The 16,823-nt window shown below is 41.6% G+C and carries 14 protein-coding genes; 8 read left to right on the top strand and 6 right to left on the bottom strand.

Annotated features, from left to right (window positions below; translation table 11 throughout):
• Window positions 1–83 precede the first annotated feature (83 nt).
• The 7 genes from ABWV72_RS10475 to ABWV72_RS10505 all read left to right on the top strand — a co-directional run bounded on the left by ABWV72_RS10475 (window position 84) and on the right by ABWV72_RS10505 (window position 7,561).
• Window positions 84–1,091, top strand: a complete 1,008-nt coding sequence (locus ABWV72_RS10475) for an aspartate carbamoyltransferase (RefSeq protein WP_216048845.1) — start codon at window positions 84–86, stop codon at window positions 1,089–1,091.
• Between the two features lie 8 nt (window positions 1,092–1,099).
• Window positions 1,100–2,386, top strand: a complete 1,287-nt coding sequence (gene hemL / locus ABWV72_RS10480; protein ID WP_216048846.1) for a glutamate-1-semialdehyde 2,1-aminomutase — start codon at window positions 1,100–1,102, stop codon at window positions 2,384–2,386.
• Window positions 2,387–2,453: 67 nt separating this feature from the next.
• The gene (locus ABWV72_RS10485; RefSeq protein ID WP_216048847.1) at window positions 2,454–3,554 is read left to right on the top strand and encodes an adenylate/guanylate cyclase domain-containing protein; all 1,101 of its coding nucleotides are present in this window, start codon (window positions 2,454–2,456) and stop codon (window positions 3,552–3,554) included.
• Between the two features lie 347 nt (window positions 3,555–3,901).
• Window positions 3,902–5,191, top strand: coding sequence for a hypothetical protein (locus tag ABWV72_RS10490; protein ID WP_353370424.1), 1,290 nt, complete (start codon window positions 3,902–3,904; stop codon window positions 5,189–5,191).
• Between the two features lie 2 nt (window positions 5,192–5,193).
• The gene (locus tag ABWV72_RS10495; RefSeq protein ID WP_353370426.1) at window positions 5,194–6,207 is read left to right on the top strand and encodes a substrate-binding periplasmic protein; all 1,014 of its coding nucleotides are present in this window, start codon (window positions 5,194–5,196) and stop codon (window positions 6,205–6,207) included.
• Window positions 6,204–6,761 carry a CBU_0592 family membrane protein gene (locus ABWV72_RS10500; protein WP_216048850.1) on the top strand — a complete coding sequence of 186 codons (558 nt, stop codon included), beginning with the start codon at window positions 6,204–6,206 and terminating at the stop codon, window positions 6,759–6,761. The genes ABWV72_RS10495 and ABWV72_RS10500 overlap by 4 nt, the downstream gene beginning before the upstream one ends.
• 452 nt (window positions 6,762–7,213) lie before the next feature.
• Window positions 7,214–7,561, top strand: a complete 348-nt coding sequence (locus ABWV72_RS10505; protein ID WP_216048851.1) for a hypothetical protein — start codon at window positions 7,214–7,216, stop codon at window positions 7,559–7,561.
• A gap of 79 nt (window positions 7,562–7,640) precedes the next feature.
• On the opposite strand, the gene ABWV72_RS10510 is transcribed toward ABWV72_RS10505, so the two are convergent.
• The 5 genes from ABWV72_RS10510 to glnK form a co-directional block, all read right to left on the bottom strand.
• The gene (locus ABWV72_RS10510) at window positions 7,641–8,564 is read right to left on the bottom strand and encodes a Dyp-type peroxidase (RefSeq protein WP_353370428.1); all 924 of its coding nucleotides are present in this window, start codon (window positions 8,562–8,564) and stop codon (window positions 7,641–7,643) included.
• A gap of 46 nt (window positions 8,565–8,610) precedes the next feature.
• Entirely contained in the window at window positions 8,611–10,299 is a 1,689-nt protein-coding gene (gene ggt, locus ABWV72_RS10515) for a gamma-glutamyltransferase (RefSeq protein WP_353370430.1), read from the bottom strand.
• A gap of 110 nt (window positions 10,300–10,409) precedes the next feature.
• Entirely contained in the window at window positions 10,410–11,408 is a 999-nt protein-coding gene (locus tag ABWV72_RS10520; RefSeq protein ID WP_303499227.1) for a DUF4382 domain-containing protein, read from the bottom strand.
• Between the two features lie 302 nt (window positions 11,409–11,710).
• Window positions 11,711–12,955, bottom strand: coding sequence for an ammonium transporter AmtB (locus ABWV72_RS10525; protein ID WP_216048855.1), 1,245 nt, complete (start codon window positions 12,953–12,955; stop codon window positions 11,711–11,713).
• A 21-nt stretch (window positions 12,956–12,976) separates the two neighbouring features.
• Window positions 12,977–13,315, bottom strand: a complete 339-nt coding sequence (gene glnK, locus ABWV72_RS10530; protein ID WP_216048856.1) for a P-II family nitrogen regulator — start codon at window positions 13,313–13,315, stop codon at window positions 12,977–12,979.
• A gap of 284 nt (window positions 13,316–13,599) precedes the next feature.
• Here glnK and ABWV72_RS10535 point away from each other — a divergent pair, with 284 nt between their 5' ends.
• Window positions 13,600–14,424, top strand: coding sequence for a hypothetical protein (locus ABWV72_RS10535; protein WP_216048857.1), 825 nt, complete (start codon window positions 13,600–13,602; stop codon window positions 14,422–14,424).
• Window positions 14,425–14,458: 34 nt separating this feature from the next.
• Here ABWV72_RS10535 and mrcB read toward each other — a convergent pair whose 3' ends face one another.
• Complete coding sequence (gene mrcB, locus ABWV72_RS10540; protein WP_342805194.1) at window positions 14,459–16,759, bottom strand: penicillin-binding protein 1B; 2,301 nt, start codon at window positions 16,757–16,759, stop codon at window positions 14,459–14,461.
• Window positions 16,760–16,823 lie beyond the last annotated feature (64 nt).

A 16,823-nucleotide genomic window follows, 5' to 3' on the forward strand; every position in this document is an offset into this window, starting at 1 on the left:
TTGATAGACTCTCGAGCCAGCAACAGGATAAGCGCTATTCTCAGCCTAATCATTTTTCCTGTCATTAAACATAAGGGTATGCGATGAATTTTGAAGGTCAGCACATTCTTTCAGTCAATCAATTCGACCGTGATTCTATTCAGGCGATATTCGATGTAGCTGATAAGATGACACCCTACGCGCTTCGCCAAAAACGCACAAAAGTGTTGGACGGAGCTATTTTGGGAAACTTATTTTTTGAAGCGAGCACGCGAACCCGTGTTAGCTTTGGTACGGCATTCAATCTACTCGGTGGTGAGGTGCGTGAAACCACCGGTATGAGCAGTTCGGCGCTAGCCAAAGGCGAATCGTTGTTCGACACAGCCAGAGTATTAAGCGGATATTCCGATATTATTACCATGCGTCACCCGCAATCAGGTTCAGTATCTGAATTTGCTGAAGGCAGCCGCGTGCCGGTGATTAATGGCGGTGATGGCGCGAATGAACATCCCACTCAAGCACTGTTAGATTTATATACTATTAGCAAAGAACAGCAATATCATGGTGGGCAAATTGACGGTATTCATATCGCTATGATTGGTGATTTAAAATATGGTCGAACTGTGCATTCGTTATCTAAGCTATTGAGTTTATTTAATAACGTACGTTTCACACTTATTTCACCTAAAGAGTTGGCGATGCCTGAGTCAATATTGGATGTGATTCGCAGCGCGGGCCACAAGGTTAAAATAACCGATCAACTCGAAGGCAGTGTGGATGCCGACATTTGTTATCAAACTCGCATTCAAGAAGAGCGTTTTGAAACACAAGCAGAAGCAAATAAATATCGCGGAAAATTTCGTTTAAACCAAACCATTTATACTAAACACTTCCAATCTAAAACAGTCATAATGCACCCACTTCCAAGAGACTCACGAGCCGACGCGAATGAGTTGGACAATGACCTTAATTTACACCCCAATTTGGCCATTTTCAGACAAGCAGATAACGGCGTATTAGTTAGAATGGCGCTTTTTGCACTGACCCTTGGGGTAGAAAAGTTAGTTTCAAAATACGATCGTGACGTTCATTGGTATAGTTCAAAGAGATAATAAATTACATGCAAAAATCACAACAATTATTCGAGCAAGCACAAAAACATATCCCTGGTGGCGTCAATTCCCCAGTCAGAGCATTTAAAGCCGTTGGTGGCACTCCACCATTCATCGTTAAAGCCGATGGTCCTTATATTTACGATGCTGATGGCAAGCAATATATCGATTATGTGCAATCTTGGGGTCCAATGGTGCTAGGTCACAACAACCCTAAAATTCGTCAAGCAGTTATCAATGCAGCTGAAAATGGCCTTAGTTTTGGAGCGCCCACAGAATCTGAAGTGACCATGGCTGAATTGGTTAATAAACTAGTTCCGTCAATGGAAATGCTACGAATGGTCAACTCAGGCACAGAAGCCACCATGAGTGCTATTCGTTTAGCCCGAGGCGTAACTGGCAAAAATAAAATTCTTAAATTTGAAGGTTGTTATCACGGACACGCAGACTCGCTGTTAGTGAAAGCCGGCTCTGGTGCACTGACAATGGGTGTTCCAAGCTCTCCAGGTGTACCTGCGGATGTGGCAAAACATACCTTGACCATGGAATTTAACAATATTGATAGTGTGAAACAGGCGTTTGCTGAATTTGGTGATGATATTGCTTGTATTATTGTTGAACCAGTTGCGGGCAATATGAACTGTATCCCGCCCGTTGATGGATTTTTACAGGGTCTGAGAGACATTTGTGACCAATATCAAAGTGTTTTGATTTTTGATGAAGTTATGACCGGTTTCAGAGTCAGCCGTGGTGGTGCACAAGAGCTATATTCTATTGTTCCTGACTTGACCTGTTTAGGCAAGGTTATCGGTGGTGGCATGCCTGTAGGGGCATTTGGTGGTAAAGCTGAAATTATGCAACAAATCGCACCGACAGGCCCAGTCTATCAGGCAGGTACTTTATCCGGCAATCCTATTGCCATGGCAGCCGGGTTAGCATCACTAACACAAATTCAAGAGGCTGGTCTATACGACCGACTGAGCCTAGCAACCAAAACCTTAGCGGAAGGCATAAAATCTATAGCTTTAGAGCATGGGGTTCCGATGACCGTTAATTATGCTGGCAGCATGTTTGGTATTTTCTTTACCGACATAGATAAGGTAACCAATTATAAACAAGCAATTAATTGTGATACTGAGATGTTCAATCGCTTTTTTCATGGCATGCTATCAAGAGGGGTTTATTTGGCTCCGGCATCTTATGAGGCAGGTTTCGTTTCGGCAATGCATGATATGGATATCGTAGAAAAAACCTTACAAATTACCAAAGAAGTATTCGCTGAGTTAACAGCCTAATAGGTTTAAAAGTGATGCTGTGTTAGGTTGATTACGTTATTCATAAAAATAAGAAAAAGACGCAAAAATGTTGGAACAAATTTTACAACCTGTGCCGCTAGTTTTACTGGTTATTATTGTCATCATGGCAGTGGCATTGTTGCGTCTAAATCGAATCTTAAAACAACGAAACCTCGTTAACCTTTCGAATCAAACCGACGCGCAAATGGAAACGCAGGTGCAAAGTACCTTGCGCGCCAATGAAGCGGATCAGCGGTTTTTATCAAAAGCTGATGAAGCACTTCGCCTAACTCAAACCTTTCAAAAGTTTGTACCTCGACAATTTGTTGAACATTTTGCTAAACATGGTTCGGATACCTTAGAGCTTGGTCGAGCAGATGAAGATGAAGTAGCCATTTTGTTTTCAGATATTCGCGGTTTTACCGGTCTATCAGAAAAGATGACCCCACAAGAATTGATGAAATTTCTTAATTCCTATTTCTTGCGGATGAATGATCCTATTCATCAAAATGGTGGCTTTATTGATAAATTTATTGGCGATGCGATCATGGCATTATTTGACCATCCCAATGGTAGTAATCAAGATAAAGCAATAGATGCGCTTAATGCAGCTTTAGATTTGCGTTATGCGTTAAACGTGTATAACCAGCACCGAAGCAACAGTGGTTATCCACCTATCAACATAGGTGTAGGTATTCATTTCGGGCCCGTGATTATTGGCACAGTCGGCTCAGACGATCGAATGGATACGACTGTGATTGGTGACAGTGTGAATATCGCCTACCGTTTGGAATCACTGGCACCGAAATTGGGTGCCGATATCATAGTCAGCTCACAGTTACTTGCAACTGCAGATGCCAAAGCGAAGTTTACCTACAGGCTGCTTGATTGGGTTCGAGTCAAGGGACGTAAAAATCCTGTAGAAGTGTATGAAATACTCAATCACCTTCCTGAACAAAGTGTGACATTAAAATTGAAAACCGCGCCTTGGATCGAAAAAGGGGTTAATTATCGCAAGTCTCAACAATGGAACAAAGCATTAAGTTGTTTCGAAAAAGCACGTTTGTTAAATCCGAATGACCACTTGGTCGCCCATCACATAGAACAGTGTCACGCCCTAAAAAACACCCTAGTCCCCGCAAATTGGGACGGTGCAGCAGAACTCTAACGCCGACAAATTTCCCCGTAGCATGGCCTTTAGGCCATGGAAAACCCAAACAACCACGGGGCCATGGGAAACTCCAAGCATCCACGGGGCTAAAGCTCCCGCCTACAATTCCAAACCTGTAGCATGGCCTTTAGGCCATGGAAAAACCGAACAACCACGAGGCCATGGAAAAACCGAACAACCACGAGGCCATGGAAAACCCCAAACAACCGCGGGGCCGTAGCACCCGCCTACAGGTTTGGCTTTTGCACAAAAAATCCCCACCAAATCAATGTATGGCGTTCAATGATTCTCATTCATCAGTAGGTTTGCTATATTGCGCTCAGTAGTAGCAAGGAGAGCCAGTCGTGGTTTCGAATTCCCCCCAACAAGATCCATCCGATAATCAAATTTGTTTCACCGCCATTTCTCCAATAGATGTGCCTTTCTCTTTAATTAGGGGATTTAACCGCAAATCTAACAATTTCAAAAAGCTCATGACGTCTTTGAGTCAAAGAAAAGACATCGAGAGTGTAACTTGGCTCAATGATGGCCCCGAGTATGTAAACCTTGATAGTGATGTATCTTCAATGTCATTTTTCCTGTGGAAAACACAATGGGAAAATGTTGAGGTCAAGTTTCACATATTTCCAAATGAATTGGCGGTAGTGGAATGCCAACTGGTCTTGCCTATTCAAGCTGATATTAAACAAATGGAATCACAAGTTCAGCAACAAGCCGAATTCGCTATACAACAATCATTGCCAGCCCTTGAGGCAGTTATTAAAGATATATATAACAGTATTAACAATCCACTGCTTATTAAACCTAGGTCTCGCTCGACCCGTCTATATTGGACCGCTCGTTCACTGAATATCCATAGATCACAACTAGAAAACACGGATATACGTCAATTAATACATCAGTGGCTAGCTGAAACGGAATGTCCACAAGACGCAGAAAAAATTTGCAATCTAATCAACTTCGACAGTGTCACAAGCGCTAATAGTTTTGACCAAGTAAAAACTGAATCCATGACTTGGTTAAACTACGTGATTGTTGATAAGCGAGCGAAAAGTGATCCACGCATAGACACCATGATACTTGCTCAATACTGCTACACAGCGCAAGAAAAATGTAACCTGCGCTTACATGAAGCTATCGCCCATGCATATATTGATGGCAATTTATTGGGTGCACAGAATCAACTTGAAGACAGTCGAATTCAATCAAAACTTCACCAAGTTTCGATAAATGAACACAAAAAATACTTAACTCGACAAAAACGGAAATACTTAGACGAAATTTTTGAATCTTGGGAATTCGATTTGTTGATAAAGAACGGCGATGATATGAAAGAGATTTGCTCAAACAAAATTGAAGAAGCAAATTCCAAACAAAGCAAACTTAATAGTATAAAAACCGATAGGATTTTATTCGCCATCAGTCTGTTCACCATTTTCGAATTATTAATATTTTTGTCTCAGCACAGTAGAGAGGTGATGTCCCGTCCGGCTCTAGATTACAACGACGAAAGCTCTTCTTGGATACTCACATTAATAGCTAGTTTAGATGCAGATACCATGTTTGGAATAGGAATTGGTTTGATGATTGCCCTTGCCTTTATTTATATGTCTGTTGCCAAAAGGAAACTGTAATCATGGGCAAAAAACTCCTTATTTTAGTCGCATTGGTTTTATGCTCAACGATGCAAACACAACGGTTATACGCACAAGACGTATCAATAGAAGTTTTGACAGATGTATGGGCTCCATACATTAATCCAGAAAGTGAACCTATGGGTCGAGCTGCAAAAGTGTTAGATACAATTGCCGCTTACGCACAAGCCAATGTTAAGTGGCGTTACGTGCCCTATAGAGACGCCGCATTGTTATTGGAAAAACAAAAAGCACAACTTGGTTATCCGTATTTTTATACTCAGCAACGGGCAGAAAAACACTACTACTCAAAACCTATATTCTACCTCACGAGTCGACTCTATTTTAATCGTCACTTTGTGTCTTCTGAGTTAGCAAATAACAACTATGAATCCCTCAAAATAGCCAAAGTGGCTGGTTATAGTTATGGCGAAAAAATAGATAGTATTGTCACAAATGGCAAACAATATGAAACCGAAGAAGATGCACTCATCGCTTTATTAAACAATGAAGTACAAATATTACCGATGACCGAAGGCGTGATGAACAACTTACTGGATACCCGATTTTCAGAGCAAAAACAGTTGATTATTCCAGTTGATGAAGTGAAAGATGAATCTAGTCTACATATTATTGCTAGTAAAACAGCCGAAGGTAAGGCATTAATTGAAAAGTTTGATCAAGCCATTACGATGCGACTCAATGGCGAAGATGCACAGTTGCAACCAACTCAAAACCTTAAGCAACAGGTCGATTTAGCGACATTAGTAACATCAGAAGGGTTTCCGGCAATACTTGGAGAATTTACCAATCAAAACGGTAATATTGATTATTACACCATTCCAATAGGAACCAAAGTTATCGTTCTTCAATGGAGTTCAAAAATTCTAAAACCATCACATTCAGACCGCATTTATAAGAACATGATGGAAACCAGTAAGGTTGTGATTTTAAATGGCCCCCATGTAGGCAAAGAATTGCGAGTTAAAAACATGCATATTCAGTTAGAGCCATGATTACAATAGGCTTAGGATGGATAGGTACGGTTTTATATTTACTCAACCATGCATACTTATCCTTAGTAACAAACTGGTCGCCAAGAGTCTATTACGCGGGTAATTTGGTCGCGGCCACTAGCCTGATAATAAACTCACTATTGGTTTCATCATGGCAAGCTGTCGTAATAAATGGATTTTGGGCTGTCATTAGCTTGTTATTACTGCTGAATATCACCCTAAAGAACACACCAATCACATTTCGAATGATGGCGGTTGCCGTAGCCTTTATGTGGATAGCTGCCCTGTTAGGTTTATTTTATCAACTTGATTTGTCGATTCGTATCTTAGGTTGGACATCGGCATTAGTTTTTGGCGCCGCTTATTTGCTATTTTGCGCGCAGAAAATGACGCAAAAAACCTATTTGTATTTAAATGTTTATGCGGCCTTAGCACTAACACCGCAATTGTGGATAGATAAAAACTACCCTGTACTCACCTTAGAAGTCATTTGGGCATTGATTTCTATTCATGGTGCATTGCGTCAGCCCGACAATGCCCATTTAATCGACTAGTAAATATTGTCACGAGGCCGTAGCATGGCCTTCAGGCCATGAAAAAACCCAAACAACCGCGGGACCGTAGCAAGGCCTTTTGGCCATGGAAAACTCCAAAAAGCCACGGGGCCCTAGCAAGGCCTTTAGGCCATGGAAAACTCCAATCATCCACGAGGTCGTAGCAAGGCCTTTAGGCCATGGAAAACTCCAAAAAGCCACGGGGCCCTAGCAAGGCCTTTAGGCCATGGAAAACTCCAATCATCCACGAGGTCGTAGCAAGGCCTTTAGGCCATGGAAAAACCCAAACAGCCAAGAGGCCGTAGCATGGCCTTTAGGCCATGGAAAACTGCAAACATCCAAGAGGCTAAAGCACCCGCCCACAATCCCTTAAACTCTACGACCTATGTCTTATTGTTTGCATTAAGGGTTAATGACATCCTAATCAAAATACAATGGCAAAGGTTGTTATAATGAACACAGCAAACCGTTTAAAACTGATTGGATTAGCCGCTTATTTACTCGCAATGTTTGCGCTGCAACAAGTGGTCATCATTCCATTAATTGCTTTACTTTCCATTGTGGCGATATACAAAAGTAAGTCTGAAATTATCAAGTCCCATGCTAAATATATCATCTCAGTATTTGTCGTTGTGATTTCAGTAGTATTAGTCACGGCTAATGTGTTTAGCGGTGAGCAACAGGTGTTTGCTGCTATGGTTGCTATTGGCATAGCCTTTATCATGTTGGCTTATGGCGCATTACGAATAGGATTTTCTAAAAAGCCATTCGCGAATCGATTAACCACCAATTTGGAATAACGTTAAAAATATAATTGCTTTAAAAAGACCAATGGAGGTGTCGGCTATCGGCACGACACCTGACATCTTGCGGTCTGTTTTACTTGTCTTTATTAGCTTTAATAAAGTTAAGTGAAGGGGCAAAAAACGCAGCACCGGTTTCTGCTACAGTAAAATCCAATAACCTATCATATACGCCGTTTTCATCGCCAAACACCATACTGCTTAACATCTGCGTAAATGGTTTAGGACTGATAGCCAATGATACAAAAAATAGTCCTTTCACTGTCATATCACCGTAAGGCATGCTTTGCCGCAATATCTCAAGGCTATTTCCGTCAGCATCCTTAATTCCCGAGCGTTTGACATGTGAAAATGCGGGTTTATCTTCGCGGGAATATTCGACGTTGTCCTCTTTGGTGCGACCAATTATATCTTCTTGGTTTTTAACCGGTAGTCTTTGCCAACGATCCATATGGGTTCGGTAACGTTGAATATGAATATAACTACCGCCAGCAAAATCGGGATCTTTATCGCCAACTACGGCTACAGTTCGTTTGTGCATGCCCTTGGGGTTTTCTGTGCCATCTACAAAACCAATCAAGTCCCGCCCATCTAAATAGCGGAATCCTTTAACTTCCTCGAATAACTCCACATGTCCTTTAAGCAACTCACACACCTCACTACCTATGGCAAAACAAACGTCCGCTCGGTCAGCACGGATTTGAATAAATAAATCACATGGTGTTGCTGGCGCATTGCGATCATCACACTCCATATCTGGAAAAGGCGCGAGTTCCATTGGAATTAGGCCCGGATATAAGTCAGTCCAATAACTAGTGCCAACCGCTATGATACCCGACACCATGGCCTCATAATGCTCCTCATCATAGTGTTCAAATACATTGAGGATATGAGCTAGTTTTGCGCGTATCACTTGCGCATCATCATCGATAACATTAAACATCAAATATTGCGCATGTAAATTGGGTTCTGCGCAAATGCCTTTTTGGGGTTGTGTCATATTTTTCTTGTTCTTTTTTATTAATAGAAGAGCATTGTAAGTTCAGTTAATAGCCGGCAGCTTGGCCATCTTTCCGGCTTTCAGAGGCGCCAAAGTATACACCAGTTTTGCTGTCTCTAAGAATAGCTTGATAACCACCAAAGCTGCCAGATACATCTCGTAATATATGTCCCTTTTGTACTAATTCTCGTCGAGTCTTGGCTGAAAAACCGCTTTCGAGGCTCACATAGCCCCCATCTTCCATCAAAGTACCTGTCGGTTGGCTTGAACCACTGTGCAGTATTCTTGGTGCATCTCCAGCTTCTTGCAGGTTCATTCCAAAATCAATTAAATTGACTATTATCTGGGCATGCATTTGTGGTTGTGTACCACCACCCATTACTCCAAAACTCAACCAAGGTTTGCCATTTTTTGTCATAAAAGCAGGAATGATAGTGTGAAATGGTCGTTTCGCTGGTTCATAAACGTTAAAATGTCCTTCTTGCAGAGAAAACAGTTCACCGCGATCTTGCAATATAAATCCCAAGCCTGTGGGTGTCATTCCTGAGCCCATCCCGCGATAATTGGATTGGATAAGCGATACCATATTACCGTCTTTATCTGCGGTGGTTAGGTAGATAGTATCGCCTTCATTGAGGCCGGCATCATAACGATTGGCTGCCTTTTGTTGATTCAGTAGCTTCACCCGTTGTTGGGCATATTGTTTGGATATCAGCCAATCAGTTGGAATCTGATTAAATGCCGGATCGGCGTAATATTTTGCGCGATCTTCAAACGCCAGTTTTTTAGCTTCTACAAATGTATGAATGTATTCAGCCGAACCAAAGCCCATTCCTTCGATATCAAACTGTTCAAGCATATTTAAAATTTGCAAAGCCGCAATGCCTTGCGAATTTGGTGGCAATTCCCAAACATCATAGCCACGATAATTACTCGATACGGGTTCTACCCAAGTGGATGTGTGACTAGCTAAATCCTCATAACTAAGGAATCCACCTTGCCCTTTCATATAGGCGGCAATAGTTCGAGCGATATCACCTTTATAAAAGGCATCGCGACCACCTGTGGCTATTTTTTCCAATGTGGCGGCTAAATTCTGATTTACGAATATTTCACCTTTTTTAGGTGTTGAACCATTGGGCATATAAGTATCGGAAAATCCCTCATACTTACTTAAAATTGGCGCGCTACGTTGCATGTACCAAGCAATAAGTTCGCTTACTGGAAAGCCTTTTTTAGCATACTCTATGGTTGGAGATAAGATACTAGTCATCGGCAATGAACCAAATTTACCGTGTAGTTCAAACCATCCATCAACAGCGCCAGGAACGGAAACCGGCAAAGGACCATGGGATGGAATCTTTTCCATACCTTGCTCTTTAAAGTATTCTAACGTTAACGATTTAGGCGAACGGCCTGAGGCATTTAATCCATAAAGCTGCTGCGTTTTTGCATCCCAGACGATAGCAAACAAATCACCACCAATTCCATTGCCGGTTGGTTCTACCAAGCCCAGCATGGCGTTCGCAGCAATAGCGGCATCAATAGCGTTACCACCTTGCTTTAAGATGTCTAAGCCAACTTGCGTGGCTAATGGTTGGCTAGTGGCAACCATACCATTGGTCGCTATAACCTCAGAACGTGAAGCGAAGGGTTCACCAGTGATACGATCATAGGCTGAACTGTATTGACTGAATACAATCAATGAACCAAAGATACACGCAAGAAATCTCATTAAACCACCCTTTATACTATTTGATGATTTAAAGGATACGCTTTGCGACCATTGGTTTAAAGAAAATATAAACGCAAGTGGTGTAAAAGCACTTTTCTATGCTTTAAAGCCTATTCATTAACGTCCTCAAAATTGACTACTCCCTCAGTTTTAGCATCATCTATGCTGACTTCTTGAATTTGTACAAAGCCTACTTCGTCATCTAACTCTGGATCATCAGTAAGATCGCAACTGAGTGCCAGCGTGTAACTTCCATAGGGAACAAAACCAATATCAAAGGGGTAAGTAGTTTGTGAAGCATCAAAATAGACACTTGTACTGGCAAAAGGAAGAACCTGTTCTAAACCACCATTATCTGCCAATTTACTAGATTCTAAGTTCATGCCTTCATACAAATACACAACCGCAGGAGAGCCATTGATATCAGCTAACGGCTCACATAATTGATTAATCAAAAGCGTTTCTGAAACTTGCCCCTTGATTTGCCCAGCTTGCTGATTATCTACCAACCTTATTCCAGTTGATTGTAAAAAATATTCATCTTGTCCCACGGGGTTGGTCAAGGCGTTTCGTAAATCGAATTCAACCGTAAAATCTGCTGTGTTGTTTTCAGTTACAGTAAACCCGTCAAAGGTGATTTCATTGGATGCGATGGTTATCGGATTTTTTGTATGCTTTAGTTTATCTACCGTGTATGAACCATCTGTCATACCAAGGCTTATTTGAGAGTATTGACCGGCTTGTATATTAATCTCTTCTACTAGCGGTATTGAGAGACTACCAGTGTACTCAAGAAGGTCAATTCCAACCGCATTAGGCACCACATTATTGGTATCATCCAAACATAAATCGTTGGCCGTAAGAGCAAACTCTGGATCACCAACTTTGAAAGTAAGATCTTCTTCCTCGCCTTTGAGGGTAATAGTCGAAAAACACAAAATTACATCTGCTAAACCGTCTGCTGGTGCATCACTCACGGCTAAGGAAAAAGACGGTAGAGTGGTTTTAACGGGAGCGGCAAAAATCGGCAAAGCATCATCATTAGAACCACAAGCGGATAGCATTGCAATGAAACAGAGTAAAGACACATGAAGGGGCTTTATAATCATAATTTCTCCTGAAAAAGTCACGTCAGTTTTCAAAATGTCTATAGGCATCTGACAATTAACATTGATTTAGTTCAGAGCAGGAAGGATACCAAGAGTGTTAAAAACTGTGTAAGTTCAAGATATTCAGATAGTTACAATTAACTTCGAAAGGATGATTCAGAATAATCAGAGCTGAGCATAAAAAAAACCCCGCTGATTAGCGGGGTTTTGTCTGTTTTTAACAACAGTAGGACGATGTTGTTATTATTCTGATTATTCTTATTTTTTTATTCGCCCTCTGTGTTTTTCTTAAAGAGTAGGTATTAAGAACGTCCACCAGTGAAGTCTGGGTATGCTTCCAAACCACATTCGCCAATATCTACACCTTCGAACTCTTCTTCTTCGCTTACACGAATACCGATGATAGCTTTAAGTATTAACCATACAACCAAGCTAGTTACGAATACCCATACAAAGATTGTGATAGCACCGATGATTTGACCAGAGAAAGAAGAACCATCATTTGTAATAGGTACTAGTAGAAGTCCTAAAAGACCTACCACACCGTGAACAGAGATAGCACCTACTGGATCATCAATTTTCATTTTATCTAGAGCAACAATGCTTCCAACTACCAATAGACCGCCGATAGCTCCGAACAAAGTAGCTTGCAGTGGAGTTGGAGTAGAAGGCTCTGCAGTAATAGCAACCAAACCAGCTAACGCACCGTTTAAAGCCATAGTAAGGTCAGCTTTACCAAACAAGATACGCGCTAGAATAAGTGCAGCAACTAGGCCACCAGCAGCAGCAGCGTTAGTATTCATAAATACTACAGCAACAGCATTAGCACTTTCTACAGTAGCTGTCGCAAGAACAGAACCACCGTTGAAACCAAACCAACCCATCCACAGGATAAATGTACCTAATGTTGCTAACGGTAAGTTAGCGCCTGGAATCGCATTAATTTTGCCATCGGCAGTATATTTACCTTTACGAGCACCTAGTATCAACACACCAGCTAAAGCAGCTGCAGCACCGGCCATATGTACAATACCTGAACCAGCAAAGTCAGAGAAACCTAGGTCACCAAGTGTATACATACCGAATACAGAAGCGCCACCCCAAGTCCAAGAACCTTCCATTGGATAGATGAAACCAGTTAAGATTACGGCAAATGCAAGGAAAGACCACAATTTCATACGCTCAGCGACCGCGCCTGAAACGATTGACATTGCAGTTGCAACAAATACTACTTGGAAGAAGAAGTCTGCTGAAGGAGCATAGGTAGCAGGTTCTGCTTCACCCGTTGCGCCGTCACCTACGATTCCGCTAAGGAACAATGTGAAGTCGTCTCCACCGTACATAATTGAGTAGCCACATACCATATACATGATACAAGCGACTGCGTACAAAGTAATGTTTTTAGTTAATATTTCAGTGGTGTTTTTAGCACGCACTAAACCGGCTTCTAGCATTGTAAAGCCAGCTGCCATCCACATGACTAAGGCGCCACATATCAAAAAGTAAAAGGTATCTAGTGCATACCCAAGTTCGAATGTAATTTCCATGATTTTCTCCTGCCCTGCTACTTAAATGGCTTCGCCGTCAGTTTCACCCGTACGGATACGTACTGCATGCTCTAAGTCATACACAAATACTTTTCCGTCTCCAATCTTGCCCGTTTTCGCTGCGCTAACAATAGCTTCAACTAAACGTTCAACATGATCGTCTTGAACCGCAATTTCCAGTTTAACTTTTGGTAAAAAGTCCACTTGGTATTCTGCACCACGGTACAATTCGGTATGACCTTTTTGACGTCCAAAGCCTTTCACTTCAGTGACAGTCAAACCATCAATGCCAATCTCTGAAATGGCTTCGCGAACATCATCAAGCTTGAAAGGCTTAACTATCGCAGTTACTAGTTTCATTGTGTTACTCCCGGTATTTTGAATTTGTTTTTATTGAAACGCTCCATTCTTAAAACAAGTCTTATGCCACTAATGTTTACACATAAAAATCAAAGACTTAGATTAAAAAAAGCAGATTAAACAGTCAACTTACGCACCAATTGTGTGCAAATACCTATTTTTGCACGTTCTGGGTGCGCTGTCTGGATGTATTTCGAAAGTGTTGCTTTTAGGGAACTAAAGGAGGTACTGCAAGTCTATTGTCGAATCAAGTTCACAAATATTAATGCTGGATAGCGCTCACCTTGGATTTTGAACGTCAACAACACCTTCCAACCAAAACGAAAAACAATTCTCTACGAAAAGTGTTGTTTATTTCCGTGCTTGCTCATGGCCTGATTGGTTGGTGGATTTTGTCTCAACAACGAATTATTATCCCAACAAAAATCGAGCAAGAGGTTTCTGCGATCAACGCCAAACTCGTATTTTTGCCTGCGCCAAAAGTTGTGGAAGAAGCTGCCGAAATCGAAACTGTTGAACCGTTATCTGAACCAGAAGCGCTGGCCAAACCTGATGATAATCAACAAAAACAACAAGCAGACCAAGTTATTGAAGACGTAGAAGTAACTGAAATAGAAGTGTCAGAAACGTTACCACCAGCAGATACCATCGAACCTAATGAAGCGCCCGAAATTGTTGAACAGGTAACACCGCAAATACCCCCTATTGAAAATGATTCAAGACGGGAAGATTTGCCTTCGATTGATTTTCCAGACAAAACTAACACTGACACTCAGGTTGAGACCTCACGAAACTTAGCGCAAAAACATTTGTTAGATCACTCAGCCCAAGCCAATCAACGCATGGCTGAACAGGAGGCGCAGCGCTATCGTCAGCAAAGAGAGTCGCCTGATTTGAATTTACCTAAGTTTGATCCCTTTAAAACGGACGATGAAAAACTAAGAGAAAGTAACTCGGTACGAGTGGATTGCAGCTCAACAGTAAATAAAACCATTGCCGTTTTATCCACCTTTACTGGTGGTAGTTTAGATTGCAGTAAACCGACCGATTTAGCGCCGTTCTTAGACAAACATGTGAAAAAACCAATGCCCCCCAAAGACAAACGTTAATGTCAGTTTTGAATATTAATAATTAACTTTTTGGTTAATTACCAAAAAGCCTTTCCCAAAAGCTCTTGCGCTCTTGGATCTTCGGATTTTTGGTATCACATTTATCGGCTCGTTTCGGCAGCACTTCTAATATGGCTGGCAAACTCATGCTTGTTTGACATCCCGCTTGCGTCGCTCTACCGGTTTGCGGATTAAAATGTGCGATCCCTAAACCTTTAGGGAAGCGACGAACGAGTGACTTAGGTTCTTGCAATAACTGGAAATCCATAAATAATCGCAATGCACCACTGGCACCAGTTAACCCGGTACTTTTGTTATCATCAGTGCCAATCCAACTGGTTACTAATATATTTTTGTCGTAACCACTGAACCAACTATCTCGATAATCATCAGTTGTACCGGTCTTGCCGGCCATATTAATCGTTGGAAAACGCCGTCTAATTTGTTTCGCGGTGCCCTCTAAGGTGACTTTATGCAGCGCGTAATTCATCAAATAAGCTACTTTTTCATCGATGATTCTAGTGGCCTGAGAAGAAAATGAATACATTAATTGGTCATCTGCAGACATGATTGCGTTAACTGTATGAAGAGGGATTTGCACGCCATTATTTGCAATCGTCTGATATACCTGATTGACTTGAATAGGCGATAAATCTAGGGCACCTAATGTCAATGCAGGATATTGGGTAATAGGTTCAGTTACCCCTAAACGCTTGAGTGTTTGAGTAATATTTTCTAAGCCTAGTTCCATACCTAAGCTTACAGTGGGAACATTCAGTGATTGTGTTAATGCTGTATACAATGGCACTTGACCACGAAACTTTTTATCTGCATTTTGCGGCTCCCAAGTTTCCCCACCTTCACTGGGTAATTTGATTGGATCATCGAACAGAGGTGTGGCCAGATTATATTCTTCTGGATGTTCTAAAGCAGTGATATAAATTGCTGGTTTGATTAAAGAGCCTATGGAGCGTTTCGCATCCAATGCTCGATTAAAACCACTAAAACCGGTGTTGCGATCTCCTACCATAGCGCGAATTTCACCACTATCAATGTCAGTGACTACCATAGCGGCTTGTAAATTCTCTAATTTACGTTGCTTCTCAATACTGGTTAATCCACCAGACAGGGCGGTCTCGGCTTTGCGCTGAGCGTTTGAGTCAAGGGACGTAAAGAGTTTCACACCAGAATCACGAATATCTGGATTATCTAGAATAGTACGTAATTCTCGCCCTACTCTATCCATGAAGGCTGGATGTTTCCCCCTAACCAGAGTTGCGCCAGTGGCGACTTGAATTGGCTTATCCAACAACTGTTCAAAGGTTGTTTTGTTAATCTTTCCAGCTTCAAACAGCAGCCTCAACACCAGATTACGTCGCTCAATGACACGCTCAGGATGACGCCTTGGATTGTAATAAGACGGCCCTTTGATCATACCAACTAGGGTGGTCATTTCTTCTAGATTTAGTTCGTTTAACGGCCGATCGAAATAGAAGTAACTGGCCAAACCAAATCCATGCACCCCAGTATTCCCGTTTTGTCCTAAAAACACCTCATTTAAATAAGCTTCCATTATTTGATCTTTGCTATAACGGGCATCGATCAATATTGACATAAACGCTTCTTTGATTTTACGGGTTATCGACTTTTCATTGGTCAAATACATGTTCTTAACCAATTGCTGGGTCAAGGTACTGCCACCTTGCACCGCGCGTCCCGCTGAGATATTAGCAATCAAAGCCCGTAAAATTGAAAGCGGAGCTATTCCATGATGCTGATAAAAATCCTTGTCTTCTACCAGAACTAAAGCTTCAACTAGTTCTTTAGGCACCTGACCCAAAGACACCAACATACGATCTTCTTTCCCCTCACTGATCAATCGTGTAACTAACCATGGCTCTAAACGGAAACTATCAATTTGTTTGCCACTATTGAGGTTAACAATGCTAGACACACGCCCCGATTTAACGGTCAGAGATAAAGCTGTCTCGGCTTGAAAGCCATCAGGAAAATGGAACGCTCGACGATAAACTTCGAAATGATTATTGTTGTACTGATATTCACCAGTGCGACTCGCTTTAGCAACCCGTCGATACCCCAATAGCGTCAGCTCTTCTATAATTTCTTTACTGGTGATTTCTTCTTTTAAGCTTAGCACCAAAGGACGAGCATAAATTTGCGCGGGAACTTGCCATTTATTACCAGAAAACTGATGGGCAATAATAGCATCTAAATAAACCATGTAGGCACACATAGCAACGACGCAAACCAGAAACAACTTCCAGAAATACTTGCGGAACCAAGGTAAGGGATTCAATTTTTGGGCTAATGACATGGCTGAATAAGGGGATCTTTGTTGGGGTTATTTTCAAGAAGCCAGTATATCAGTGCAACGTGGT

This window comes from Aliiglaciecola sp. NS0011-25 (genome assembly GCF_040370605.1).
Classification (GTDB): Bacteria; Pseudomonadota; Gammaproteobacteria; order Enterobacterales; family Alteromonadaceae; genus Aliiglaciecola; species Aliiglaciecola lipolytica_A.

Coding starts and splice junctions, on each gene's coding strand:
- ABWV72_RS10475 (WP_216048845.1), top strand. CDS start 84: ATGAATTTTGAAGGTCAGCACATTCTTTCAGTCAATCAATTCGACCGT.
- hemL (WP_216048846.1), top strand. CDS start 1,100: ATGCAAAAATCACAACAATTATTCGAGCAAGCACAAAAACATATCCCT.
- ABWV72_RS10485 (WP_216048847.1), top strand. CDS start 2,454: ATGTTGGAACAAATTTTACAACCTGTGCCGCTAGTTTTACTGGTTATT.
- ABWV72_RS10495 (WP_353370426.1), top strand. CDS start 5,194: ATGGGCAAAAAACTCCTTATTTTAGTCGCATTGGTTTTATGCTCAACG.
- ABWV72_RS10500 (WP_216048850.1), top strand. CDS start 6,204: ATGATTACAATAGGCTTAGGATGGATAGGTACGGTTTTATATTTACTC.
- ABWV72_RS10505 (WP_216048851.1), top strand. CDS start 7,214: ATGAACACAGCAAACCGTTTAAAACTGATTGGATTAGCCGCTTATTTA.
- ABWV72_RS10510 (WP_353370428.1), bottom strand. CDS start 8,564: ATGACACAACCCCAAAAAGGCATTTGCGCAGAACCCAATTTACATGCG.
- ggt (WP_353370430.1), bottom strand. CDS start 10,299: ATGAGATTTCTTGCGTGTATCTTTGGTTCATTGATTGTATTCAGTCAA.
- ABWV72_RS10520 (WP_303499227.1), bottom strand. CDS start 11,408: ATGATTATAAAGCCCCTTCATGTGTCTTTACTCTGTTTCATTGCAATG.
- ABWV72_RS10525 (WP_216048855.1), bottom strand. CDS start 12,955: ATGGAAATTACATTCGAACTTGGGTATGCACTAGATACCTTTTACTTT.
- glnK (WP_216048856.1), bottom strand. CDS start 13,315: ATGAAACTAGTAACTGCGATAGTTAAGCCTTTCAAGCTTGATGATGTT.
- mrcB (WP_342805194.1), bottom strand. CDS start 16,759: ATGTCATTAGCCCAAAAATTGAATCCCTTACCTTGGTTCCGCAAGTAT.